The organism is Candidatus Yanofskybacteria bacterium (assembly GCA_016181175.1).
GTDB lineage: Bacteria > Patescibacteriota > Minisyncoccia > 2-02-FULL-40-12 > IGHO2-01-FULL-4-A > 2-01-FULL-44-17.
The window spans coordinates 310547-336689 of sequence record JACOZV010000001.1 but is presented as its reverse complement, the minus strand read 5'-3'; the positions used below and the strand labels follow the sequence as shown (position 1 = coordinate 336689).

The following is a 26143-nucleotide window of genomic DNA, read 5'->3' as shown; positions in this document are numbered from 1 at the left end:
CAAGTACAAATTTTTTACTTTACAAGAATCGTATATACCGCTCCAGCAGCAAATAACAACATCATCAGATACAGAACCGGGATAGGCAGGCGTATGGAATACTCTGGGACACGATCCCCCTTTTTTCTTACTTTGGCATACAAAAATATTAAAATCACCACCTCAATACTAACAGCCACTCCTCCAACTAAACTGATAATATCAATAAAATTCCTGACCCCAGAAAGAAAAAGCATATACGGCGGGATTACGGTTAAAAACCAGGCCCAGCGTTTCCCAAAATGAAAATCTTGTTGAAGAGACTCATTCAAAGCAGTAGCCAAATTAAGAAAAATCGTAGAGGAAGTTAAAAAGCCAAATAGCGAACCTATAAAAACTATTTTAAAGCCCAAAAAACCGGAAAGCCCGGAAATGGCATCCGGCGAAGTGGCATCTCCTGAAATTCCAACTACCGCTAAAGTAAAAAGGAGGTAAAGTGATGCCGGTATAACAGTACCGACTATCAGCACTTTCCTAAACTTATCTTCAGCTCCGGCTAAAACTTCACGAACTAACGGAATTCCCGGCATTGAGCTCATGGCAAACATGACAATACCAAAAGGTAGGAACCAAAAATCTTTTACGGCCAATGTGTAATTGCTTAAATCAATACGCTTAAATCCAAGCAAACCAACCAAAAGAACTATCGCGGTAAATAATAACATCATAAAAAAATCAATCCTTGAAACAGTCCTCAAGCCGCGAAAAATAAAAATTGAAGCAAATACAACAAAAAGCGTGCTCCACGACACTGGTGATAAGTGAAAGAAGAAAGAAAGAGTGTTTGCCAAAAATCCACCGCTTATAATAATTATTCCGATAAGCGCTCCGTAAGCGCCGACCATAAATGTAAATAAATTAATTTTCCTGGCCCAAACACCAAGATATTTATTGGTATAACCGACTAACTGGTGACGCTCGTGTGTGCGAAGGATGATTTCACCGTACAAAAGTGTGCTAAGCAATATGAGTCCGCTAACAACGACCAAAAATAAAAAACCGACCCCAAAGCCGGCTTTTTGAAAAGCAAAAGGGATTCCATAGATCCCCACCCCAACAGTTGACCCCACAAGGGTCGCCACCGCGTACCAAAATTTATTTTTCACTCGTAAAAATCTCGCCGTTTGTAGCGAGGTTTTTACGATTAGTGAAAAATAACCCCGCCTCAATTTTGCCGAGATTGGCAAAAATAAATAATAAATTAGAAAAGTCTTATTTTACTTTCGCAATGCAGCGGCCGAATAGGCCCGAACCGAAGGTGAGTGCGTTGCTATCCCAAAATTTGCAAAATTGGGGCGTGGGTATTTCTACTCAAAATTTTCAATGTCATGGGATACCGATTCTGCCCCGCTAATGTGTTGATACGGCATTTTGGGAATTAGCCGTTTTTCAACTTGCCACAATACTGTTAAAACCAAATAGCCGACTGCCGCCCCAGCCAATGCTCCAAAAATAAAACCAATTCCAGCGGCAATACCAACTGCCGCTACAAGCCATAATGTTGCCGCCGTAGTCGTACCCATAATCCGCGACCCTTGGCGTAAAATCGCTCCGCCGCCTATGAAACCTATACCAACAATGATATTTGAAATCAAACGCGACGGGTCATACGCACTTCCGTCGGTTAAACCCTCAAAACCATAGATTGAAATGACGGAAAGCAGTGCCGCTCCCATCGCCACCAAAGCGTGCGTACGCAAACCGGCAACTTTGTGCGCCCTCTCACGTTCAAACCCGATCGCCCCGCCCAACCCGGCCGCCAGCAACAATCTCAAAATCAAATCGGTTTCAGTAATCATAAGATAATTTTAAAACAAAAAGCGCTAAAACCACAAGTTGATAAGAACCCCCATCAAAAATTATCCACTCGCCATAGTGCCTTTTATCCCGCTCAACCCCTATCACGAAATCAACATTCGGCTTTGACAAATATAACTCGCTCGCAACGCGGAATCCTTCCGAGCTTTCCTCAACCTTAGTTTGTGTAAACACAAACTAACCCCGCTATTAAGCGGGGTTTGCGGGTTTGCGGTCTCGGCTTTCCGCTGCTCGCTCGCCTTATTTGTTACCAAAGCCTGCCATGAATGATTTCTTAGATGGGGGTTTCGCTGGACTAATTTTCAAAAGGCACTGTGATCTCCGCCAATCTAAGGAAAATCAGCGAATATTTTTTGTTAATTAAAAAGTCCCGCTCTTGCCTATTGGCAGATGTGCGGACCCCAAAATCAAGCATTAAAAACTAACGACAGTTGGCTTGACCGATAAGTCTTTCCAGTGTTTGTTTGGTAAGCTCGAAATGCTTACGTAGGTGTTCCAGTTCCTCGTTATCCCCAGCATAACGAACCCAAGGTTCCAGCCTCGCTAAATACTTACTAAGCCGAGCCATTTCTTCAAGTCTTTCGTAGGTGCGATCGTTTGGATCGGCACCAGCCATTGTCGCTGCAAAACGAATATCATCCATCAAAGAATAATAAGCGTAAGGATGGGTGTCGCTCTGTGTCTTCTCTTGGTTGAGTTGCTCCAAAAGATGCCGAAATTGGCCGAATTGGCCGTCATCTATCAAGTACGTAAAGTAGGAGGTAAGTGTCATCCCGGTAAAATCTCTGGCTCGTTGATTTTCATAGGAGATAATCTCCTGCCGAAAAAAGTTTTTCTCTTTTTTGAAAGTAGCAATGGAGTGAAGCTCGTAACCAATGATTATGCCAACCAGAGCGAATACAATCGCCACAAACATAACTCTGTATTTCTTCATCAGGCATCTCCTTTTTAGATAAACATCGAGTTTTCAAAGGGCATTTTGATAATAACATATTTCTTATAAAAACGCAATAGTGCGAAAGCTATATTAAATGTGGGCAAATCAAATTCATTCAAAAATTACAAATCATATCAAGCAAAACCTCCTGATTTTCGTCATTCATATCCCGATTTACAAATTAGCTTTGTAAGCGTTAAAAATTGTCGGGTAACGCTAAGACTAGTCGGAAAACGCGCAGTAAAACAAGGAATGAAATGACGCAGTTTTCAAGCGGCAAACGGAGAACTGGTCTGTGTCCGACAATTTAGCGAGCAAGGCGTTATTTGTATGAGGGATATGTTGTAAGAAAATTAGGAGGGTGAGCTGGATTTGTAATTTTTGAGGTGAGTGATTACCGGAGAGCGATTTTGAGCAGTTCATCCACGCTTTTGACGAATTTGAATTTGAGGTCTCGGCGAATTTCGCGAGGAATGTCTTCGGCAATATCTTTTCTGTTGTCATCTGGTAATATCACTATCTTAAGTCCGGCTCTATGCGCGGCTAATACTTTTTCTTTTACACCGCCAATTTCAAGAACCTTGCCGCGTAATGTTATCTCCCCCGTCATGCCGACGTCTTTACGAACGGATTTGCCGGTAAAAAGTGAAATAATCGCTACTACCATAGCAGTCCCCGCTGACGGTCCATCTTTGGGAATGGCGCCAGATGGCACATGCACGTGAATATCCTCTTTGTAAAAGTCATTTTTAATTCCAAGCTTTGATGCCTGCGAACGCGCGTAACTTAAGGCGGCATAAGCTGATTCTCTCATGACTTCGCCCAAATGGCCGGTTAACAACAGTTTGCCTCGGCCAGGCATTTTGGTGGCCTCAATTGATAAAACCTCACCGCCGACAGGTGTCCATGCCAATCCGGTCGCCACGCCTATCTCGTCATTGGTTTCCGCCTGTTGGTGTGTATATCTGACCGGTCCCAGATACGTGTGCAAGGTTTTGGAAGAGACACCAATTTTGTCTTTAGACTTTTTTTCTACAATTTTTCTGGTAACCTTGCGAAGAATTGTGGCCAACTGTCGTTCAAGATCGCGCACCCCGGCTTCACGAGTGTGTTTGCGAATAACATCAGCTAAAATCTGGTCTGCAAAATCAAGCGTGTGTTCTTTTAGGCCGTGCTCCTGGAAAAGTTTGGGCAAAAGATATTTCTTGGCGATATGCAGTTTTTCCTCTTCGGTATACCCAGGAAACTCTATTATTTCCAAACGGTCTCGCAACGCCGGGGGAATTGTATCTAATACATTGGCGGTCGTGATAAATAAAACATCTGATAAATCAAAAGGCAATTCCAGATAATGATCTGAAAAAGCAAAATTTTGTTCAGGGTCCAACGCTTCCAATAAAGCCGCCGAAGGATCTCCACGGAAATCAATGCCGACCTTATCTATTTCATCCAGCATGAAAACCGGATTGCGCGTGCCTGCAGTATGGATTCCCTGTATGATTCTGCCCGGCAATGCGCCGACATATGTCCGCCTGTGCCCTCGTATTTCGGCTTCATCGCGCAATCCGCCAAGAGACATGCGGACAAATTTACGCCCCAATGCGCGGGCAATTGATTTGCCAATAGAAGTTTTACCTACGCCGGGCGGGCCGACGAAACAAAGTATCGGCCCCTTGATTTTGCCAACTTGTTTTTGGACGGCCAAATATTCGACTATTCTTTCCTTTGCTTTTTTTAGGCCATAATGATCATGGTTTAGTATTTTTTCGGCATTTTTTAATTCTAACTTACCGCCATTGCCGGGCGATTTCTTAGACCACGGCAGTTCCACCAACCAATCAAGATAGGTACGCAAATATGAAATCTCTGGACTGAACGAAGGCATCTTCTCAAACCTAGCCAACTCCTTGAGCGCCTTGGCTTCGGTCTCCTTGGGCATACCAGCCACTTTTATTTTTGCACGAATTATTTCAATCTCACCTTTTTCGCTATCAATGCCGAGTTCTTTTTCAATGCTTTTCATCTGCTCGCGCAAGAACACCTCTTTCTGCATTTTGCCAAGCTGTTTCTTGGTTTCTTTAAATACCTTTTTTTCAGCGTCAATTATTTCAATCTCGCGCGAAATATAAAAATTAACCTTCTTAAGCGCTTCTACTGAATCTGTAGTTTCTAAAATGTCCTGCTGGTCTTTAAGCTCCAAATTGAGGTTGATGGCGATCAAATCAACGACTTGCTCGGGGTCTCTGACCTGATTGAGCGCTTCTACTAAGTCATTTATAACTGTTGGCATTTGGCGCACTTCCAAAAGTTTTTTAAACTGATCAACTGTTGCACGAGTTAAGGCTTCGGTTTCAACGTTTTTGGGCATGGTCATTTTCACTGGTTCTATTTTAACTTTAAAAAACGGGTCAATTTGTGAAAATTCTTTTATTCTTACTCTAGCAACGCCTTCCACATTAATTTTTGAAGAACCGTCCGGAAGTTTGTGCACTTCAAAAACACGGCCAACTGTTCCGATCCTGAACAAATCTTTCTGGTTAACATCATCGTAGATATTCTTCTGGGCGACAAAAACCACCAGCCGATCTTGCGACATGGCCAAATCCAAACTGCCAGCCGACTTCGGCCTTTGCACTAAAAGTGGAATTGCCACCCGTGGAAAAAGCACCACATTCTTCAGTGGAATTAAGGGCAATTCTTCTTTTATTGTGATGTTGTTGGAAGTAAAGGACATCCGTGTAAATAAAAAGTATAAAGTATTATTTAAAAAAAGTCAATAAAAAAACCCTAACCAGGTCTTGATACTAATGGGTTTATTGGGGCAAACATTATTCTCTGCCCTGCGCAAAGTCCTCTTCTTCTTTAGGCACTGCCCCATCAAAACCCTGATGCTCTTTATCAATAAGTTCAATAAGTTTCTCAATAAGTCGCTTTGGGTCGGAGTCATAAACAATTTTACCTTTACCGCGATGACCAATATCTATAATGTGCTTAATCTCATCGGCGAAACCACCGGTACCCTCAAGAACCCCGATGGGTTTATTGTCTTCAAAGGCAATAGTAAATTCGTTTAGTGTCCCAATACGCCCACAACAAATTATAATGGCATCAGCAGAACGAGTAAGTAACAAATTGCGTCCAGAATAATCAAAACCGGTATAAATTATAAAATCAAAATAATCGTCTGGCAACTTGTACGATCTAACATGTGCTACATAACTAGCGGCCGGCGAAATGCCGATTGATATGCCACCTGCCTCTTTGGCTCCCTTAGCAGCAAAATAAGGGATACCCTTGGTGGCACCGGTAATCAAAATACCGTTGTGTTTAACAATTTCTTGGCCAAGCTCATACGACTTTTTATCGGCATCTATGGCACAATGGCCGGTTTCTGCCGCACCAGAAACTACAAATTTATATTTCATCCCGTACGAAGTAGCTGCTGCGCAGCTATAAATATAAGTTACAGGCGCAGAACTACTGTTATTTTATATCCCATATCCCGTTCGTTTAGCCCGCCAGGGCTACTTCGTACGGGATTCATAAATTAATACTATCAAATCTTTAAAGCACAAACAACTTGACTTTAAACACAATTGAGAATAATCTACGACCAAATAACGCACTTTTAAAATTGGTTGGTGGGTTAAAAATGAATGGCTTCAAACTCGTTCTAATACTTTTTTTGTGTCCACTATCCGTTCTTGCCCAGGAAAAATTCAAAGGTGTTGAATTTCCTTATGACTGGCACAAGGGAGATCAGGACTTTTTTGTTAAAAAAAATTCTATTTCTACCGCTGATGGGCTGTTAAGCTACGAAGCGTATTATTTTGAAAAAGACCCATTTTTTAGATTTGTTTGGATTTCTGAATCTAAAAACGGCTCGGTTATTACTGTTTTACAATGGATTGAAGATCAGGAAAAGGGACATTTATTCCGTTTGGTAAAAAAAAGGAAATTCTTGATTTTACTCAAACAACGCTGGACCGAAGAACCGATGATGCAGGATAGCGATTATCGCAGATTATTTCCGTTGATTTCACCGGACCTCGCCAACCAAAAAACAGGAGAGGCGGTAATGCTAAACGAAATGAGCCGGTCGCTAAACGAAACTCCGACTCTTATTTTGGTGCTTGGCTGTATTATTGTCTTGTGGATTATTTTAAAAAAACACACAAAAACATCTTCTTGATTCAATTAAACCGTCCTTTTGACGGTTTTTTAATCCCGCCAAAAGTTTAAATTATAATTCAAAACTTTCACCCTCAACTGGTGCTACGGCTTCTACGTGATATTTTTCATGTACTAAATTTGCCAATGTGCGCGCGGATTCGTCCTCGCCCTGGACAACAAATACTTTTTTGAGACTGCTCGTCTCGCTGTCTCCAACCGCAGAGCCGCCAACCCACTTGAGAAGGCCCGGCTGATCAGCATGGGCAGAATAAGCGGACAGATTTTCTATGCGGCATTTGACCTGTATATTTTGGCCCATGATTTTGACTTCTTTTTCTCCACTTTGAATTCGCCGCCCCAAACTACCATCTACCTGATATCCTACAAAAAGAATTGCACTGTTGGCGTCTGGCAAATAACGAATCTCATGATGTAAAATCCTGCCACCCTGACTCATGCCTGAACCAGCAATAATAATTTTAGGCGACGGCACATTGTTTATCGCTTTGGACTCCTCCACCGTAGATGTAAGTTTCAAATCCGGGAAATTGAATACATCATCTCCGGAATTTATTAAATACATCGTTTCTTTATTAAAATACTCGGAATGTTTTTGATACACAGCGGTCATCTTGTTGGCTAAGGGACTGTCAACAAATACTGGCACTCTTGGAATTTCTTTATTATTAAAAAGTCCGTTAAGTTCGTGCAAAAGCTCCTGGGTTCGCTCAATGGCAAATGACGGTATCATCAATACTCCCATGCGTTTAATGGTCATTTTAATGATTGAGGCAAGTTTTGCTTTTCTTTCTTCTCTGTCTTCGTGAACGCGGTCACCGTAAGCCGATTCTATCACGATATAATTAGCATCTTTTACCTGTTCTGTCGGCCGTAAAAGCGGGGTCGGTGGATTGCCTAGATCGCCAGAAAAATAGATTTTTTTATTTCCACCAAGAGTTTGGTTGTGCCATTGGATTTCAATAATTGCAGAACCCAAGATGTGCCCGGCGTCGTGAAAAACAACGCTTATGTCACCAAGCTCAACCGACTTGTCATAAAAAACTCCTTCTACCAGTGACATTAGACCGTCCAAGTCTTCCTGTTTAAATAACGGCTCATGTCCCATTTCTCTGGCTTCCTCCTGAATTTTATTAAAATTGTCAGGCAGTGCCACGGCAATCAGGTCACGGGTTGCACTTGTAGAAAAAACTTTGCCGCGAAAACCATCCTTATAAAGTTTAGGTAAACGACCAATATGGTCAATGTGGCTATGCGTGATAAAAATGTATTTTATTCCATTGGGATCGTATCCGAACGGACGGTAATTCAATTCTTCGGCATATCTGGTGCCTTGATTCAACCCGCAATCCACAAGCATTTTTGTTCCATTGTGTTCAAGGAGGTAGTTGGCTCCAGTCACCGACCGTGCTCCCCCATAAAAACTTATTTTCATATGATAATGATTGAATCTTTTGCATTTTACCTCATGACACCTCTTTTATTTATTCCATTACTCAATTTGTCACGCGGTAAAAACTATATCAAATTTACAATCAAGTAACCAACTATACTCATCAAAGCTATCGGCGGTAAAGCCGCCATTGGACGACGGATTGTTTGGTTGGTAAATATTATATGCATCAAAAACAAGCCAAGGACAGAAAATACCGCCACCACAACCGACTGATAAATCGAAATCCTCGCCAACGAAGCGGAAAGCAAAAGAGGGAAAATAACATCGCCTGAACCGAGTATCATAAAACCTCTGCCGGGAACAACTTGGGCAATTTTGTGTTTGATCGCACTGCCTGTTTCTGGAATGACAAATCCAAAAATGGCCCTAGATTCAATCATGGCTTGAGCAAGTTTTATCATGTGGCCTGTTTTATAAACAGAAATAATATCGTAAAAAGAAAACAAAACGAGGATGTAAACAATCGTCATGGGCAAAAATGAAAGACCCAAAACAGCCCCGACCCCGGCCAGAGTAAACACCATAGCAATATTCTGCATTATAACATTGCGCAAAAACCAGAATAAAATCGTAACGGCCAAAGCGAAAATCATGGAAATTAAGGGGACAAACAAGATGCCCAAAACTGCCTGCGTCCCTGAAAATATCAAAAGCGCCAAAAATACCCTAAAGACAACATGACCGACTTTCTTAAACCTAATAGCGGTAAAAATAAAAATAACGGCAAACGCGACAAACGCAACCAAACCCAGAAAAGAAAACTGACTGAAACCAGCGGGTTGGACTGTTAAAAAATCCGGCAAAAATTTATACGCCGCGTAAATTCCCAATGCCTGTGTTATACTAAACGGCACCAGAACCTTCAAAAAATTGTTGAATTTAAAATTAATAGCCATGATGGTTCTAAAAAAAAATAAATTTAGGGTCTGACTATTACAGTTCCCTCTTCCGACTGGTTCTTAAAGTTGTGGTAACCAAAAATTCCCGCCTGGCCAAAAGTATACGTAAAAACCCCATCTGGAGGAATTCCGCCGACACTGTCCAAACCAGCCAAATCCAATACGTTATTAGCGGAGTCCGAAATCACCCGCATGGCAATATTGCTGTCGTTTTGGAATCTGACGCTGTCGCCGACATGAATTCTTATGTTCGTGGGGCTAAAAACGCCCAAACCGTAAAAAACTGTGTAGGTTCTTGGTTGCCTGGTATTTGTAAGACGACTTACAAATACCTGACTATTGTTGGCCAAATCCGGATTCTTGCGGCTAAAATACAAAACTGCCCAAGCAAAGCCGGTTAAAACCAAAATAATAAAAAGCCAAATGGCGCCTTTAGGTTTGAAATCCTTTTCTTTTTCCATGAAATTCAAGTTTAACATAAAATTTAAGAAAATAAAAAAGGACTCTTTTGAAGTCCCGCTAAAGTAGCGCCCACAATTTATTCAGTTCTCTTATTGTGCAACGGAGATTGTCTTGACGATTAGTCCCGTAATTTTCACAGTTTATCAACTGAACGATTATTTCAAAATCAAAATAATCGTCATAAACCCTGTCCTTAGCATAATGGAAGCCCGGCAAATTGGCTTTTGGGGACTTGATGGCTCTTTGGTGTGCCGACTGTGCATCTTGTACAAAATTATGGTCTTTTGTAACTAAAACAAATAACGGCCTTTTGTTGGGATCTTCCCAGGCTTTATTGTTTCGTATTAGATCAAAAAAATACTTTATCACTTGAAAATCATCAAGCCTATCAAGTTTTTTACCGGGGTAAATAATCTGGGCTTTAAAATTAAACCTGTGCACGCAAAATACTAAGTCTTTTCCTTTCTTAGAGCAATTATCACTGCACTTATCCATGTTGGGCATATTCGCATCAAAAAAAATTACCACGTCTGCAGGGCCGTCCGCTTCATTACCCAACTAGTCCCCCAATTCGGTTATAAAATAACAGCGAGAAATTATTATAAAGATAATCTCCTAACAAATTTTAGTCAACTGGGTCTTGGCTACGAACAAAAATCCAATTGACAAAGCCGGGCCAGACATAATTGGAACTACTATTATCCCCACAAAGCCAAAGACCTGGACCGCCATGGCCGCCGTGGCCGACTTCAGCCACACCCAAACCACCGCTTGAGTCCTCAATCGGCTCCATCGCGATAAGCAGCCATTCGCCGTGAGGCTGATCCGGATACTGCAAACGCAGTTGCGCGCCTACCTCGGCCGGAGAAAGTTTTAAACCAAGCTGAATTGCTCTTCCATAGATATCGCCCCGCGTAGCGCCTGTTTTGAAGCCAAGTTCAGCGGCAGTTACCTTCACCAATTCAACTTCTTTTTTTTCTCGACTTATACTGGCCGCAAAAGCTGGCTTTTCAATGGCATCATCGCTCCAATGGCCAATGACAAATCCTTTGTTCGCCAAGGCCTTGCGAAAATCACCAGCCGTATAAAGTCCCGTGCCAAGCCTGATTGTCTTCCATGTTTGGAAACTTTTTTTTAAACTTTGTTTCTCTAGACTTACTTTGTGACCATCACTCGTGTTGGTAGTCGGAGCAACCAGGACCGTAAGGGCAAAAATCAAAAGTAACAAAAAGGCAACAACATTACGTCTCATATTTTCTTTCACGTTTTTCTCCTTTTTTGTCAGAAACTATTTTAAAAGTTCTTCTACGATTCCTTTGTCTGACCAAGGAATTTTTCTGCCTCCGGCAATCGCCATTGAGGTTTCAGATCCCTTGCCGGTAATTACTACAATGTCCCCTAATTCTGCCAGTGTCAAGGCAGTTTGAATTGCTTTTTTGCGATCTAAAATTTTTTGGCATTTAGATTTTTGAATTTGGGCTTGCGAAAACCCGCTTTCAATTTGTTTTAATATTTCTGCGGGATTCTCCTCATAAGGGTCTTCGTTAGTTAATATAATCTCATCACAATATTGCACGGCTATCCTGCCAAATTCGGGCCGCTTCCACTTGTCACGGCCGCCACCGGCCGCGCCCAAAACACAAATTAATCTTTTGGCATACGGTTTCAGTGTTTTGTAAACTAATTCCAGCGAGTCAGGTGTGTGTGCATAATCTATAACCACCTTAAATCCTTTCGTGGAATCTATAACCTCCATACGTCCAGGAATGGTCTCAATAGCATTGAGTGAAGCAACGGCCTTTTCTAAACTAAGATTATAAACATTTGACACAGCCAAAGCTGCCAGAGCATTATAGCCGTTAAAATCGCCTATAATCTGTAACTGCAAAGATGAAACAGGTTCTTTCAGGGGTGTAATCATACCCCAGCTTCGGCCATAGGTTATTTTTAATTTTGCAGGAAAATTGGCAAATTTTTCAAAATGAATGTCGTCAATATTCAAAACATGGGCATTTTTGGTTTTTAAAAAAAGTTTTTGCTTGGCCCCTATGTAATTTTCAAACGAACCGTGGCTTTCCAAATGTTCGCGGTGCAAATTGGTGTAAACCGCACAATCTATTTTGATACCGGCAAGCCGATGTTGAGCAATGCCTTCTGATGTCGCTTCTAATACGACATAGCGCGCGCCGGCCAGTTCTGCCGCGTGAAAAAATTTCTGTAGCTTCAAACGTCCCGGCAAAGTCATTTTTAAAGTATTGGGCCAAGTTTTATCTTTTATCTTAAACCCAAGCGAACCGACGGCCGCCACCGGCAAACCCTGATCTTCAAAAATCTTGCTTATCATAAAAACCGTGGTTGATTTGCCTTTGGTGCCGGTTACGGCAATTATCTTCATTTTTCGAGACGGAAAACCATAAGCAACGGCTCCCGACATAGCCAGCAACCAGTGATAAAATGGCTGGGCCAACTTAAACAACGAGCTTGGTATGAGCCTCCGGCCAAAATCCAGCAATTTGTTTAATAATTTGTTTTCCTGAAACATGAAAAAATAACCCTAAAGTCAATATAAAAACATGATAACACGCACCAATAAAAAACAAAGCCCAAACTTTAAGCTTGGGCTGTTAAATTACACACGACAACAAATTTACTCTACTCAAGATAACCAATTTTGAATTTCTTCCGAAGTTAGTTTGTGGTAAGTTTCTTCTGGTTTGCCGCCCAGCAAAACATCGCGCGACAACACGGAAACTTCCAAAGCGCCATGATTGGCACGCAACTCTTCCTCCATGACATCGGCCACCGTACGAAGCGCCGCTTGCATTGTTGTAGAATTATTAAGGACGCTGAGTCCGGGTGGTGTAACGGCATTTACTGTCGGAATCATAAAGAATGACGAACTTGAACCCTCAATGCCGGCACAATCAATTGAATAAAACCTATCATTTGATTTGTCCTCTCCCAAAAATGCCAAAATTAATTCGCATTGATAATAATCAGCCGAATACAAGTTGCAAAACTTCTGCCTTATTTCCCGACAAAGCGTTTCAATTATTTTATCTAAAATAGTAAAGTCGCGCTCTGAAGCATTTACAAACCTGTGAGCGATGAGAGAGGCGGAGGCAAATTCCCACAACTTGTTAAAATCGCTCCAAATTCCTACTCCGATAAAAGCGGTAGGACCGGAAACCTGTTTGATTTTTGGCTTCCTTAAGTTGTTGAGCGTGGCCAACAATATCCCATCACTACAGCTGACGACAATCGCCGGTCGAGCCCGCTCAAGCTCCTTTTTTATTTTGTTTTCCCTCTCCTCAACCGAATTTTCAACCATCAGCTTAATCACGGCAACACCTCGCTTCTGGCAATTTTTTCGCTAAACCCGCTTATCTCTTCTTCCGAAACGGACTCTACGCCGTGTTTGGTAATAACGCGCATAAATATCTTTCCTCCGGTGGCCGCATCTCTTTTGTGGGCATACTCAAGCGCTAAGACCGCTAGATGTTGGGCATCCTGGAGTGAAAGTTGGTCCGGTTTCTTTTTTATAACGTTAAGGGCCAGGTCCAGAACAACGTCCGCGACTTGACCGCCAGAACCGCAAGTAACGTAGCGGTTTCCTTTTTGCACCGTTCCGTCAATCCAGATGCTAAAAATTTTACCGCACGGTTTGGATTCACTTAAATCAAAAATTGCCAAAATTGGCTGAACAACCAGTTTGTGAGTTAACACCAAACCCAAATTATCCCTGATGCTTGCGGCAACGACATTGGCTTTGGTCTCGGCAGGAAGCGGAAGGTTTTCGTGGTCCATTGCTGAAAACATGAATCTTGCTCTTATTAGTTTCGCCATGGAAAAACCCAGCCCGGGAACGCCAGAAATTGCAATCAGGGAGTGACTATCAAGCATGCATGTTTTGTCAAAAAATTCATCTCCGATATGCATATCTTGTCCGGCGGCTCGGCCGTCTGTAGCTAACACTATCCCGCTCTCAAAAAGAATGGCTAAATCAGTCGTGCCGTGCAATAAAAACTTTCCAATGTCAGCAATACTGACGCCATTTGTATCATTTAACCCCTTAAACGCTTCAGCACTAGATTTATCAAAAACCTCTTCGGCGGTTAGAAATTCCATAATATCCCCTATAAATTTCAAACAGCAAGTTGCTAAAAGTTTATCCTAGATACCATGCTGAAGTCAAGAAAAAAAGCGGATTAAATCCGCTTTACTGACCGCCCTTGCGGCCCTTCTGCCTTTGTTTTTCCGTTTCACCTATTACATCTTGAAGGTCTTCAAGAATGTCTTTATGCTTTTTTGATCTTCGCTCTCGTTCTGCTTTTTTTCTTGATTCTTCTTGCGGTTCGCGATTATCGCCAGGCCTTTTTTTGGTTTTTTCTTCCTGCGACATTTCATCACCTCTTAAGAGAAGCCTAATGATCTTTTTTGATCTTGCCATACTTTGCAATAAAAATCAAAAGGATCTTCCATGCCTATGACGGATCTAACCAAACGCTGGTGCGGCGGAAGACCACTTAAGCTAAAGCTATTCCAATTGCCAACTCGGCCTTCTATTTTGCCAGACTTCATAAGTTGAATCATTTCTCCCCTAATTCTTGCTCTGGTATCTTGCGGCGGATTGGTCACGGCATGAGTTATTTCTTCGTCAGACAGAAGCCTTTTGATCAAACCCGCTTCTTTAAGTTTGTTATACAGGCCGTCAGGCGTGATAAAATGATATGTCAGATCAAGGCTCATGCAACAATTTAAAGTTTCTAGCGGCAAACCATTGGTCTCCCTAATCCTCTCGGGACAAATGCCGTATTTTTCCAAATAAGATTCCATTAAACACAATTTGGTAACCCAGTCGAGTTCACCATAAAGAGAGTAAATATCTTTTTTGAGACGCTTCAGCACGCTTGCCCAATAGGCTACAATATCATTTTCTTCTTCAGTCGACGGGTTACAATTAATAAACTCACCGGCTCTGGCACAAAAATATTCCTGAATTTCAAGAGCAGTTATTTCTTTTTGGAGTCCGCTAAGCATTGCCTTATTTTTTAACAACGGGTCCGAATTAAATATACGCAAGGCCAAAATCGGATTTTCCAAAATTGGCACACCGGCAAAATCGTATCCCGATTCCAACATCCTCACAACCAAACCCGTGGATCCAAGGGTTAAATACAAGGCCACTTCCGACATTAAATGATCGCCGGCAATAAGATGCAATCGTGGCGGACTTAGTGTTCCCAATGGTTCATCACGAGTACAAATCAGGGCTCGTTTTTCGGTTGTGCTCAAACCTTTAATTTGTTCTAAAAAATCAACCCGTTGACTTAACTTATAACCCAAACCTTTTGAATCCAACCAACCTGCTCCGCTAAATAGAATACGCGAGGCAAGAAACGAAACAAATACGCAGGATTCCCAGCTGTCTTTTTTTAATCTTGCTTTAAGTTCTTCGTCATATGAATAATTTTCATGATGGCCGCAAGAAACTTCCACTACTGTGCCGTCCAAACCCCAATAATTTGCCATGCCGCGGCCGTGCTTGACCATCAAAAAAACAGAATTATTCGCACCTGAAAGATCGAACAAGCCCCGCATTATTATTTCCCCGGCTTTTTCCCAACAAACCGCGTCTCTGGCTGATTTACATTCCGGTGTGGCAAATTCTGGCGTACAATCACAGTAATCATTTGGATTATCTTTCTTGATTAAACCGCCATTTTGAACAAAAAATTCGGACAATCGACTAAAATTTAAGTTATCAAAACAGTTAAAAAGGTTTTCATAATCCGTAATGGATAGAGCAAAATTTCTATCCATCAAATCAAAAATGTCGGTTTTATTGGTATTCCAATAGAGGCCGTATTCTGTTTCCGTACCGTAAATCCGGTCCAGCTCACATGCAAAACTGGTTAGTGGTTTCATGATTCTTGCTCCACATCTAAAGCGGGTGAAAATGAATATGGACTGTTTAGAAATATTTTGTAAGGATTGCGTTTAATGCAAATGAGGTTCCAGTTTACAAGATATATGTCGTCCCTGAAATGTCTAAGAAATTTGCCCCTCTCAAAAGCCCTGGTGCCTTGCGGCGGCTCAAGACAAGCAATGTGAATATTAACGTCCTGAACAATACGTTCAACTTCTTGAGCTTCTTCTAATTTATTGTATATGCCAAGTTCGTCTAACCTATGATATGCGCCGCATATCCCGATCAAACGGCGAAATAGCGGGTTCGAACGCGAGGTTACGTCTGTCCAACCAGCATTTCGGTTTTCAAGTTCAGAACAACATAAGCCATACTTGGTCACCCAGTCAATTGTGCCAAAAAGATCCATGGGATCATTTTTTAACTTGGTCAAAACTTGATCTAATCTGAACAAAACTTCCGAAACCCAAGAAACAGATTTTTTGTCGCTGGTATTTTTAAAACGTTCTTCAAGCCATTTTGCCGCCAATTCGCAAAAAAACTTCTGTATATCTATCGCGGTCATGTGTCTAAACTGACCGCCAACATAGACATCTAGGAGATTGGAGCAATCAACGTCAGACATGACGGTTTGCAAGGCTTTAACCGGTTTTTCAAAAATAGGGAAAGAACCTTCAGAAATAAAATTATCTTCTAACATCATCAGCATTATCATCGCCGTGCCAACTTTTAGGTAAATTGCCGGTTCACACATGTTAGAGTCACCAATTATTACGTGCAGCCTCCGGCCAAATCCGGGTCCAACATAAGGAATATCGCGCAGATTTATAATGGGACGGTGTTCCATGGTTCTATGACTAAAATTACAGCTTATAAACTCCGCTCTTTGCGAAATCAAAAATTTATTTTCCAAATCCTGGTCAATTTCACTGCCCATTTTGCCAGAACCACAAAATACAAAACGTGTCACCAAAAAAGAGGCCCAAAAGTCCTGATATGAATTAAGGGTTCTGCGAAAATCGTGACGGTGGCATCCTTCCTCAGTAAGGCTCTCGAAAAGCTCATCGCTTACAAGGTAATTTTCGTGAGAACCCCAGCTTCCCCCCAAACCGTCGCTGTTGTCAGCCGAAAGCGTAATCCGTCGTCCGGTTTCTTCTTCGGTTTTCTTTCTGCCCTCTTCTATGATCCTTTCCCCGGCTTTTTGCCGGCAAACCAAATCAAAAGGAGTGGCACATTCAGGCGTTGACACTTCGGGATGAGTTCCATCAACATAAATCCTAAAACCCGAAAACGTATAACCGCCCGAAAGGCCAAATCTTTGATATGTATCAAGGCAGTCTTCTTCAGATATGCCACGGTCCCGCTTTCTTGCGCTTCTGTTTTCCAAATGCTCTTGTATGGCTTTTTGTGACGACGGATAAAGTTTTTTTAAATTTTCCACAATCGCCAAATTTTTTTGCAAATTTGCGGGTTGCGTGTCGGAACCAACGGCGACAACTCCACCAGATTGGCTCAACGCGTTTTTAACAACACTCCCCGGAAGCACGTAATCTTCCAATTCTCCAGAATTCTTTCGGTTTTTGTCATTTTCGGGATCGACGCAGTCAAGTCTTAGCTCGGTTTCTATTCCAACAATTTTTTTAATACTCATATTCCTCTCGTTTTTAAAGATCTGCACTAATTAAACCACTCTAAGTAAAAAACCTCGCCAAGTAAAGCGAGGTTTTATTTATTTTATTAAGACATGACCCTGCGTTCCGGTGTCCGGGACGGATCTTTCTTGTCCAAAAGAAAACGCATTCTTCTTATTTTTCTGTGTTGATAACCTTCAATTTGAAGCCATTCTTCTAGTGCCTGCTCGCCGGTCGGTAATTTAATTTCGCTTCTGATAATTATTGCAATGGATTGGAAAAAGTCGTCCAACATAAGCCCTTCTAATTCTCTTTTCTCGCCTTGTTCTTTGGGAATATTCACAAACCGGCGACGGGCAATTTTTTTTGCCCTTGAAACTATGTTTTTAATCAAAGCTCCGGACATAAAGTTGCCAATAGTGAACACGATAGATTCTCCGGAGTCATCATCTATGACTTCTGCCAGCTGATTTTCTGGTCTCTGACTGTCATAACACAGATCAACGATGTTGTTAACAAACAGGTTTGCAGTTTGTTCCGGGTCTTGATTTTTATATTGGTGATGGAACTTGAGTGTCGGTTTGATGTATTTGCTAAAGACTTTGGCGGCAGTTTTTTTATCATATCTCGGAATTTCTATCTTGAGATCAAACCTGCCGGGTCTGATTACGGCGGGGTCAATTAGGTCAGCCCTGTTTGACAAAGCCACAACCAGTACGCCATCCAATTCTTCAATGCCGTCCATTTCAGCATTTAACTGGTTAACATCTTCATTGCCAACCCCGGCATCCAAAACCATTGAGCCGCGTATTCTAAATAACGATTCGAACTCATCCAAAATTATAAAAACCAAATGGCCTTCCTTGGCCCTTCTTTTGGCTTCAGCGAAAAGATATTGGATTCGCCGCGGCGAATCCCCCACAATACCGCGCAAAATATCGGCTGGACCGTTTACAAGGATATAAAAACCCTCGATATTTCTGCCTGTTTGCTGATTAACAAACTTTACGGTTTCGCTAAGCGCGACTTTTACGAGAAAAGTCTTACCGACTCCGGGCGGACCGGTAATTAAAACGCCTTTCGTTTGCTCAATTCCGTAAATTTTGGCTGATTCGGGATCAACCAGGTTGGTTTCAACTTCGTCCCGCCACGCACCAATTTGTTCTTCCAAACCACCAATATCATCCCAGGTATAATTAGGAACTTTATGCAAAACCAGTTCGGTTACTTCGGAGCTGGACAATTTTTCAGTAACTAAATTGTTATATCGCGAAAGTAAAACCTTATCGCCTATTTTGAGATCCGCCTCTTGGACACAAGGAGAAATAAAAACTATGCTTTCACCCCTATTTTCTTGGCTAACCCTCAATCGGTTGTCACCCAACAACTCGAGAACTTGCACCATGTCGCCGTCTTTATCAAACTCGTCCAACAATTCTATGGCTACACCGGATTCGTTGAGCCGAACCTTTTGGCCCGCTTTGGCGGTTTTTAGTTTCTCAACCAATTCGTCTGAAAATACTAAAGCAGTACTATCTTTTGTACGAATCCAAAATTCGCCACCTCTTTCTTCCAACTTCTGAAAAAAAACAAACGAATGGGGAGGGCGTTGAAGAGCTTTTATTTCTTCAACGGCACTTTTCAGGTTTTCCAATAATTTATTGGCTTCGGCCTTATTTTTATTGTTTTCTGCTGTTACTTTTTGCAGTTGGTTATAAAGGAAACCGCAAACTGAATCTAAAAACTCAAAACTTAACCCAACCGATCTGCCCGATGCCTCCTGCCTTGTTTCAATTCTTTCAGCACTTTGAACAAGCTCATCAACAAACTTAATAAGCTTTTCGTTACTACCCAATCCTATGTGTGCCCTGTATAACTTAAGGGAAATAATAAATCTGCGCAGCGGGTGTGGCTGTGTCTGTTCCGGCATATCACTCTCCAGTTATAAAAGTACTAATAATAAAAAAGCATATGAGAACTGGCTTGATTCGTCAAATGCGTATTACTGACAACTTTTGAGTTATTTTATAAACCATATACCAAAACTTAGAAATAGGCAAATTGAATGAACCCGGGTATTCAACGGTTTTACCTCCCCAGCCCAGCTTGAAACGGGTGACGCCGGGCCACTTACGGGCATCTATACCCCAAAAGTCATACTGTTTCAATCCTTCAGTTTTTAATTGTTTAATTATGTGCCAATGAAGGGCATAGGGCGCCATCAACGACCGATACTCATAGTCTGACGCGCCATGGAGATAGTAACCGGTATCGCCAAAAACTAAAACTAAAGCCGCCGCAACAGGTTTACCGTTGTGATTGGCAAAATATAGTTTGGTTTGCAATTCTCTGCAATCAAAAAGTTTTTTATAATAATCAGCTGGGTGCGGATTGAACTTATCTCTTTTAGTAGTTTTTTTAAGTAAGCCCAAGAAAGAATCTGAGTCGCTATGCTCGCCAACAACCACGCCGTGCCTGTCAGCGACCCCAATGTTATAGCGGGTTTTGTGGTGCATCTCGGCAAGTAACTCTTCCTCGCCTTTGCTTAAATCAATAACCACAGTTTTGCTAGGCTGGACTTCTTTTTTAGATTTTTTAAATTTATGTTCAGCCAATACCTGTGCCACGCCGTCGGTCATCGGTTCAATTTTTACAAAAATAGATTTGCGCATTTTGGCTTCTTCGCGCAGCCACCCGACAAAATTAGCAACCGGATTTTTGAACCCGCCGATCATTTGGTTAAAATCCATATCCGGCCCATAGGGAATGTATAAGTAATTCTTGCCGAGTGGTAAATCATGCTTTATTATCTTGGCTGATATCCCCCCTTTCTCATATTCAAAAACCTCCCGCCCCAGCGACTTTTGAAATTCCATCCATTGTTTGGATTGCAGAAATATTGACATATCGTAACTTATTTGATATACTAATACTAACAAAGAGGAGGGGGCTAAATGAATAACAAAGAATTAGTAAGGTGGGCCGCGATCATTAGTGCTCTCGCAGGTATTGCCTCAATAGCAGTAGTTGTTTGGGCATTGTTCCAGTAACAAACCTGGAACCTGCCAAAAGTTACTCTTGGCGTAGGCACACCTATGGCCGCAAAGTATACTTCTGTAGAAATGCGGCTTTTTATTTTTTAGACCCAAGAATTCTCAGTGCTTCTTTTATTTTTTCTTCCGATGTCTTGGCGGTTTTTCCAACATGCTTAAGTATGTCTCTGGCCTGATACTGTGAGTAACCAAGAGTTACAAGAGCATCTATGGCATCCGAATCCGTGCCAGCATCTGAATCTGCGACAACACCGACGTCGGCGGTCATAATTTTGTTTTTAAGTTCAAGCACAAGCCGGTGGGCGGTTTTCTCACTAATTCCGGATACTTTATGTAAATAATCGCCGTCACCACGGATTATGCCAATTTGTAGAGTCTGCAATTCAGCTGAAGCCAATATTGCTTGGGCTGATTTTGGGCCAATACCTGACACAGTAGTAAGCAATTCAAAGAAATTCAGTTCCTCGGGTGTGGTAAAACCATATAACTCTACCGAACCGTCTCTGGGGTTGGTTTGATAGTGCGTAAAAAGCTTGACTGTCTCCCCTATTTTTGCTATACTATTCAGGCTTTTAGTTGGCATAGTCACGCGATAACCCACGCCATGGACATCAACAATGGCATACTTACCTGAAATCGCCTGAATTGTGCCTGATATATAGCCAATCATGTCTTTATAATAACATGTTTAACCTAAACTCAAAATTCAAGCCGACTGGCGACCAGCCTGATGCCATAGCAAAACTAACTCGTGGGCTTGAGCGCGGCGCAAAACATCAAACTTTGGTCGGCGTAACTGGTAGCGGTAAAACCTACACAATCGCTAACGTAATCGCCAACATCAAAAAGCCGACGCTTATCATTTCCCACAACAAAACATTAGCCGCACAACTTTATCAGGAATTCAGGGAGTTTTTCCCCCATAATTCCGTTCACTACTTTGTCAGTTATTACGACTACTATCAGCCCGAGGCCTACATTCCCCACACCGACACTTACATAGAAAAGGATGCCCGCATAAACGAGGAAATAGACCGCTTGCGCCACGCGGCAACTCAGGCAGTTATGACTCGCGATGACGTCATAGTAATAGCTTCGGTTTCCTGCATTTATAACCTCGGCTCGCCCGAAGATTACCAGAAAATGTCGCTTCACCTTTTTGAAGGACAAAAAATAAATTTAAAACAATTGGCATTCTCCCTACTGAAATTACAATACGCCCAGGACATAGAACTCAAGCGAGGAACATTTCGTAAATCAACTGATGAAATAGAAATAGTTTCGGCGACTGGCAACAAAATCACAAGGATCAAAACAAAAAACAATCACATAGAAAAAATCGCCGTTGCCGATGGCGTGGATTTGGATTCTCTTATTTATACAGATCCGGCATATGAGAAAATCATTGAAACTAAAATTTTTCCGGCCAAATACTGGATAGCCGCAGACGATAAAATAGATCTGGCTATTGAAAACATAAAAACCGAGCTTCAGTGGCACATAAAAAAACTTGAACGAAATGGGCTAGCCCTTGAAGCAGCCAGGCTAAAAGAACGCACTGAACGCGATATCCGAATGATAAAACAAACCGGTTACTGCCATGGCATTGAAAATTACTCGCGCCACCTTGATTTCCGCACCCCCGGCGCACCACCTTTTACAATGCTTGACTTCTTCAAAACTAAAAGCAACTTTTTGACGATCATAGACGAATCACACCTCACGATCCCACAATTAAACGGCATGCATGCCGGCGATTACTCCCGCAAGGCCACGCTAGTTGAATATGGCTTCCGCTTGCCATCGGCGCTGGATAACCGTCCGCTCCGTTTTGATGAATTCAAAAAAAATGTCGGCCAGACAATATATATGTCAGCCACTCCCAAGGAATATGAGCTCAAGAAATCCGGCAAAAAGGGTATAGCCGAGCAACTGGTACGACCTACCGGACTACTTGATCCGACTATTGAAATCAGACCAACCAAAAATCAAATAAAACATCTGCTCGGTGAAATAAAAAAACGTATAACTAATGGCCAGAGAATTTTGGTTACAACACTTACCAAAAGAATGGCCGAGGATTTGTCGGAACACTTGGCCGACAACGGTATCAAGGTCAACTACATACATTCAGAAATCAAAACTCTCCAACGGCTTGAGATTATACATGACCTGCGACTTGGTAACTATGATGTCATTGTCGGCGTTAATTTGCTTCGGGAAGGGTTGGACTTACCGGAAGTCTCATTGATCGCAATTTTGGATGCCGATAAAGAAGGTTTTCTGCGCAACGCCACCACATTGATACAGACCATGGGCCGTGCGGCACGGCATTTGGACGGCCATGTCATTATGTATGCCGACAAAATAACGCGTTCAATGGCTAATGCAATAAAAGAAACGGAACGCAGGCGCAAGGTGCAGGAAGAATATAATCGCAAGCATGGCGTTACTCCTACATCCATACAAAAAGCGGTTAAACGCTCGGATTTACCTTCGGCAAAAAAAGCACGAATCAGCAAGTGGTATAGTTATGATTTATCCGACAAAGAAAAAGAAATAGAACATCTAACGCCCACAATGCAAGTAGAACGCCTGCAAAAAGAAATGGAACGGGCAGTCAAAGAACTCAAATTTGAAAAGGCGATGTATCTGCGGGAACAGATGCTTAAGCTCCGAAAACAGTTATAATTTTTGAGTCGTTGTCTTGTTTGACAAAAATGTAGCTGTTTGTTAGAATGTAGAAGTAGTTCGCTGACAACCAAACTGGTAGCTATGCCGAGGCAAAAGGCCTAAAAATAGCAGAAGGAGAAATCTCATGCGGATACGAAAGAAGTTTAGTGTCTGAACCGTTGTTCTGACGATCGTTTTAGGTCTTGTCGCCATCCGGGTCGTTAACTTCGCTTTCGCTCTGATCAACTCACCGAGCGACGCTGGCGTCGTCGAGGGTGTAGCGATTCTGCTCACAGTCGGAATTTGCGGATTCTACTACTGCAAAAGGATACTGAAGCCATGCCTGACTGGCGAGCAGAGGGAAGACAACGTAAGGTCAGCCGTCATTATTTTGGCGGTTGCTTCTTCAATGCTAGCCGGCAGTGGCTGTACGCGGATCGGCCCTGGCCATGTGGGGATTGAAGTGGATCTTGCTGGCAGCCAGCGTGGAGTTCAGGACTTCACATTGAAAACGGGCTGGGTATTTTACAACCCGATTTCGACAGAAATTGAGGAATATCCTACCTTCGTCCAAACAGTGGCCTGGACAAAGTCGCTTGAAGAAGGAAATCCGGTGAATGAGGAAATTACGTTCACCACCGGTGACCAGATGAAGGTGGACGCGGACATCAGTTTGGCCTACCATCTCGTTGCAGAGAAAGTGCCTGCATTTTACGTCAAGTTCAGGTCTGACGATCTGCAAACGTTTACGCACGGTTTTCTCCGTAACATGGCCCGCGAGAAGTTCGACAACATAGCCGGCAAGTATAAAATAGAGGACATCATGGGCGACAACGCTAAGTTCCTGGCAGATACCAGGAAGGCCCTCCAAGAAGAACTGGAGCCGCAGGGGGTAATTCTCGATCAGTTCGGTTTCATTGGTGCACCACGACCACCTCAAGCAGTTGTGGACGCAATCAACGAAAAGGTAAGGGCCATCCAGCAAGCCATCATGGCGGAGAACCAATTGCGAACCTCTAGGGCAGAGGCACAGAAACGAATCGCAGCAGCCGAAGGCGAAGCGGAGTCAAACAAGATCCTCACGAGTTCGCTCTCGCCAACACTCCTGGAGTGGCGACGCCTAGAGCTACAAGGCCAGGCGATCGTCAAATGGAACGGCAACCTACCGACCTACAATGGTGGTGGAGCTATTCCTTTTCTCCAATTGCCACAAAAGTAATCACAACAGGATAGTGCTGACTGTGCTATCCACCAAAACGGCAAGAGAGCTCGGGCTAGACATGAGTATTCCTCGGACAAGCCCCAAGCAGTAAACCGTCAAGTTCCATACTGAACTGGCAAGCCTCGTGTAGCTCATGCACACGAGGCTTTTTTATTGAGTAAACTCGTTTTCTATGCTAGAATGTTACTTTCCGCCCTTAGCTCAGTTGGGTCAAAACCAACTGCTTGGCTTTGACGGTAATTTTAGGAAATCGTCTCGATTTCCGTCAAAAAATTCCCCGGAAGAGTTCCGATACAAAGTCCGTCCATAGCTCAATTGGTAGAGCAGCTCCCTTTTAAGGAGAAGGTTCCAGGTTCGATTCCTGGTGGACGGACTTTGTATCGAGAATCCTCGATTTTGTTTACAAAACCAGGACAGCTCCCTTTTAAGGAGAAGGTTCCAGGTTCGATTCCTGGTGGACGGACCCTCATAAACCATAAAACCGGCTTAAGCCGGTTTTATGGTTTATGACCAACATATTTGCAAACAAGATCAAAAACTTCTTTCCATTTGGAATATAGCGCCTGGCGATGTTCAGGCACCACGCAGACCCTGACACACAAATATTTATCCAATTCTTTTTCAAGAAGTTCAAAATAACTCGGATCTTGCTGTTTTAATGAATAAGTTTTCGGTCCGTCAAAAAATAAAATATCCTCTGGAATAAAGCGGTTTTTCTCCACTATATGGCTTACGGCCATTTTCCAACTTTCTATGCCCAACAATTTGGCAATTGCTGTTTCTATTTTTTCCAAATCGGCGGCGCTGGATTTTACAAAAAACTTATCAAAAAATTTCTTATCAGCTTCAACAACCTTTATCTGCTTGCCAGCGCGCCGTTCAAGCCACTTATATCCTGTTAAACGGATTGCCAAAGCAGTCTTTGGAAAATGGCGCACACCGTTATCAAAAATCGCTATGCCATTTCTGACGGTCTCGTCACGGCATTTTTTCAAAGCATGAATCAAGTCGCCGTCTACCATCTCCCACAGCTCGTCTTCGGTAATCCCACCGAGTTTTTTGGGCGTATTGAGTAATCTGTACATCAGCTTCTGCATAAAACGCTGGATTAAATAGGCGCTTTTCTCCAGATGAACGTTTCTGTAAAAATAGATGTAAGCTCTCTGTATTTCAATAGCCGCATCCAACGCTTTTAAATCAACCGTAAGACTGCCGTTTTTATATTCCAAATGGTTAAAAACGCTCTCCACACAGCGACGTATATTAGGGCCGAATTCTGTCGCTTCTTGATCGCGAACCAGGTAATCCATTTTTTCCATGCCAAAATTCTTATCGCTGACTATCCGCCAAGCCGGATCCTTTTTTTTCATATAGCTTTTTATCAGCTTAATATCACCGCCGCATTTTTTAATATCATCCGTCATCCTATCCACAATCTTAAGGCCGTATTCCTTGTGGTTAATCTTGGTAAACGGTTCTATAATATGAGAAAAGGGACCGTGGCCGATATCGTGTAACAGTGCGTAAAGGCCGAGGTTCAAGGCTTGTTTTTTGGTTAAAAAACCGCGCTCAACCATCCGCGCGGTAAACTCGCAAGTTTTAATGTAAGCGCCCATTGAATGCTGACGGCGGTCATGTGTCGCCCCGGGAAAAACCAAGTAACTGAAAGCGAGCTGGCGCTTATCGCTCAAACGTCGGAAAAAATGATTGTCTACAACCGGAGAGATGCTCCCCTTGTCCACCTGTCCTATGCCCGGCCACGGAATCCATTTATGAGTAGCCATTACCTTTGATTAAATATCAAAAAATACAAAAAATCAAATTGCTATCATC

At 42.5% G+C, this 26143-nt stretch carries 24 protein-coding genes and 1 tRNA gene; 4 read left to right on the top strand and 21 right to left on the bottom strand.

From position 1 onward, the window contains the following. Nucleotides 1-14: 14 nt before the first annotated feature. The 6 genes from HYT61_01665 to HYT61_01640 form a co-directional block, all read right to left on the bottom strand. Complete coding sequence (locus tag HYT61_01665; GenBank protein ID MBI2062930.1) at nucleotides 15-1145, bottom strand: hypothetical protein; 1131 nt, start codon at nucleotides 1143-1145, stop codon at nucleotides 15-17. 201 nt (nucleotides 1146-1346) lie between these two features. Next, nucleotides 1347-1838 carry an MgtC/SapB family protein gene (locus tag HYT61_01660; GenBank protein ID MBI2062929.1) on the bottom strand — a complete coding sequence of 164 codons (492 nt, stop codon included), beginning with the start codon at nucleotides 1836-1838 and terminating at the stop codon, nucleotides 1347-1349. After that, nucleotides 1828-2031, bottom strand: a complete 204-nt coding sequence (locus tag HYT61_01655) for a hypothetical protein (protein MBI2062928.1) — start codon at nucleotides 2029-2031, stop codon at nucleotides 1828-1830. Before HYT61_01655 ends, HYT61_01660 begins: the two co-directional genes overlap by 11 nt. 247 nt (nucleotides 2032-2278) lie before the next feature. Next, on the bottom strand, nucleotides 2279-2791 hold the full coding sequence (locus HYT61_01650) for a hypothetical protein (protein MBI2062927.1): 513 nt from the start codon (nucleotides 2789-2791) through the stop codon (nucleotides 2279-2281). A 397-nt stretch (nucleotides 2792-3188) separates the two neighbouring features. Then, a complete protein-coding gene (gene lon, locus HYT61_01645) occupies nucleotides 3189-5528 on the bottom strand; it encodes an endopeptidase La (protein ID MBI2062926.1) in 2340 nt (779 codons plus the stop codon). Between the two features lie 94 nt (nucleotides 5529-5622). Continuing rightward, nucleotides 5623-6219 (bottom strand): LOG family protein, encoded by a 597-nt coding sequence (locus HYT61_01640; protein MBI2062925.1) that lies wholly within the window; start codon nucleotides 6217-6219, stop codon nucleotides 5623-5625. 227 nt (nucleotides 6220-6446) lie between these two features. On the opposite strand from HYT61_01640, the gene HYT61_01635 reads away from it, so the two are divergent. Beyond that, nucleotides 6447-6986 carry a hypothetical protein gene (locus HYT61_01635; protein MBI2062924.1) on the top strand — a complete coding sequence of 180 codons (540 nt, stop codon included), beginning with the start codon at nucleotides 6447-6449 and terminating at the stop codon, nucleotides 6984-6986. 51 nt (nucleotides 6987-7037) lie between these two features. On the opposite strand, the gene HYT61_01630 is transcribed toward HYT61_01635, so the two are convergent. The 14 genes from HYT61_01630 to ruvA all read right to left on the bottom strand — a co-directional run bounded on the left by HYT61_01630 (nucleotide 7038) and on the right by ruvA (nucleotide 21085). Continuing rightward, nucleotides 7038-8420 (bottom strand): MBL fold metallo-hydrolase, encoded by a 1383-nt coding sequence (locus HYT61_01630; GenBank protein MBI2062923.1) that lies wholly within the window; start codon nucleotides 8418-8420, stop codon nucleotides 7038-7040. A gap of 83 nt (nucleotides 8421-8503) precedes the next feature. Beyond that, on the bottom strand, nucleotides 8504-9337 hold the full coding sequence (locus tag HYT61_01625) for a hypothetical protein (GenBank protein MBI2062922.1): 834 nt from the start codon (nucleotides 9335-9337) through the stop codon (nucleotides 8504-8506). Between the two features lie 23 nt (nucleotides 9338-9360). Continuing rightward, on the bottom strand, nucleotides 9361-9801 hold the full coding sequence (locus HYT61_01620) for a hypothetical protein (GenBank protein ID MBI2062921.1): 441 nt from the start codon (nucleotides 9799-9801) through the stop codon (nucleotides 9361-9363). Between the two features lie 58 nt (nucleotides 9802-9859). Further along, nucleotides 9860-10360 (bottom strand): hypothetical protein, encoded by a 501-nt coding sequence (locus HYT61_01615; protein MBI2062920.1) that lies wholly within the window; start codon nucleotides 10358-10360, stop codon nucleotides 9860-9862. Between the two features lie 67 nt (nucleotides 10361-10427). After that, complete coding sequence (locus HYT61_01610) at nucleotides 10428-11066, bottom strand: hypothetical protein (protein MBI2062919.1); 639 nt, start codon at nucleotides 11064-11066, stop codon at nucleotides 10428-10430. A 24-nt stretch (nucleotides 11067-11090) separates the two neighbouring features. After that, nucleotides 11091-12344 carry a UDP-N-acetylmuramoyl-L-alanyl-D-glutamate--2,6-diaminopimelate ligase gene (locus HYT61_01605; protein ID MBI2062918.1) on the bottom strand — a complete coding sequence of 418 codons (1254 nt, stop codon included), beginning with the start codon at nucleotides 12342-12344 and terminating at the stop codon, nucleotides 11091-11093. A 114-nt stretch (nucleotides 12345-12458) separates the two neighbouring features. Continuing rightward, the gene (locus HYT61_01600; GenBank protein ID MBI2062917.1) at nucleotides 12459-13133 is read right to left on the bottom strand and encodes a hypothetical protein; all 675 of its coding nucleotides are present in this window, start codon (nucleotides 13131-13133) and stop codon (nucleotides 12459-12461) included. 8 nt (nucleotides 13134-13141) lie between these two features. After that, the gene (locus HYT61_01595) at nucleotides 13142-13930 is read right to left on the bottom strand and encodes a hypothetical protein (GenBank protein ID MBI2062916.1); all 789 of its coding nucleotides are present in this window, start codon (nucleotides 13928-13930) and stop codon (nucleotides 13142-13144) included. Between the two features lie 91 nt (nucleotides 13931-14021). Further along, entirely contained in the window at nucleotides 14022-14252 is a 231-nt protein-coding gene (locus tag HYT61_01590; protein MBI2062915.1) for a hypothetical protein, read from the bottom strand. Then, nucleotides 14216-15730: a proteasome accessory factor PafA2 family protein gene (locus HYT61_01585; protein ID MBI2062914.1), complete on the bottom strand. Its 1515-nt coding sequence runs from the start codon at nucleotides 15728-15730 to the stop codon at nucleotides 14216-14218. Before HYT61_01585 ends, HYT61_01590 begins: the two co-directional genes overlap by 37 nt. Further along, the gene (locus tag HYT61_01580; protein ID MBI2062913.1) at nucleotides 15727-17382 is read right to left on the bottom strand and encodes a proteasome accessory factor PafA2 family protein; all 1656 of its coding nucleotides are present in this window, start codon (nucleotides 17380-17382) and stop codon (nucleotides 15727-15729) included. Before HYT61_01580 ends, HYT61_01585 begins: the two co-directional genes overlap by 4 nt. A gap of 86 nt (nucleotides 17383-17468) precedes the next feature. Further along, a complete protein-coding gene (locus tag HYT61_01575; protein MBI2062912.1) occupies nucleotides 17469-19292 on the bottom strand; it encodes an AAA family ATPase in 1824 nt (607 codons plus the stop codon). A gap of 61 nt (nucleotides 19293-19353) precedes the next feature. Continuing rightward, entirely contained in the window at nucleotides 19354-20268 is a 915-nt protein-coding gene (locus tag HYT61_01570) for a peptidoglycan bridge formation glycyltransferase FemA/FemB family protein (GenBank protein ID MBI2062911.1), read from the bottom strand. A 226-nt stretch (nucleotides 20269-20494) separates the two neighbouring features. Further along, nucleotides 20495-21085, bottom strand: a complete 591-nt coding sequence (ruvA, locus tag HYT61_01565; protein MBI2062910.1) for a Holliday junction branch migration protein RuvA — start codon at nucleotides 21083-21085, stop codon at nucleotides 20495-20497. Between the two features lie 14 nt (nucleotides 21086-21099). Here ruvA and uvrB point away from each other — a divergent pair, with 14 nt between their 5' ends. The 3 genes from uvrB (at nucleotide 21100) to HYT61_01550 (ending at nucleotide 24683) form a co-directional block, all read left to right on the top strand. After that, on the top strand, nucleotides 21100-23106 hold the full coding sequence (gene uvrB / locus HYT61_01560) for an excinuclease ABC subunit UvrB (protein MBI2062909.1): 2007 nt from the start codon (nucleotides 21100-21102) through the stop codon (nucleotides 23104-23106). Between the two features lie 373 nt (nucleotides 23107-23479). Continuing rightward, nucleotides 23480-24307 (top strand): prohibitin family protein, encoded by an 828-nt coding sequence (locus HYT61_01555; GenBank protein MBI2062908.1) that lies wholly within the window; start codon nucleotides 23480-23482, stop codon nucleotides 24305-24307. 303 nt (nucleotides 24308-24610) lie between these two features. Continuing rightward, nucleotides 24611-24683, top strand: a tRNA-Lys gene (locus tag HYT61_01550). Nucleotides 24684-24807: 124 nt separating this feature from the next. Here the strand turns inward: HYT61_01550 and HYT61_01545 are convergent. After that, nucleotides 24808-26094: an HD domain-containing protein gene (locus HYT61_01545; protein MBI2062907.1), complete on the bottom strand. Its 1287-nt coding sequence runs from the start codon at nucleotides 26092-26094 to the stop codon at nucleotides 24808-24810. Between the last annotated feature and the right edge of the window lie 49 nt (nucleotides 26095-26143).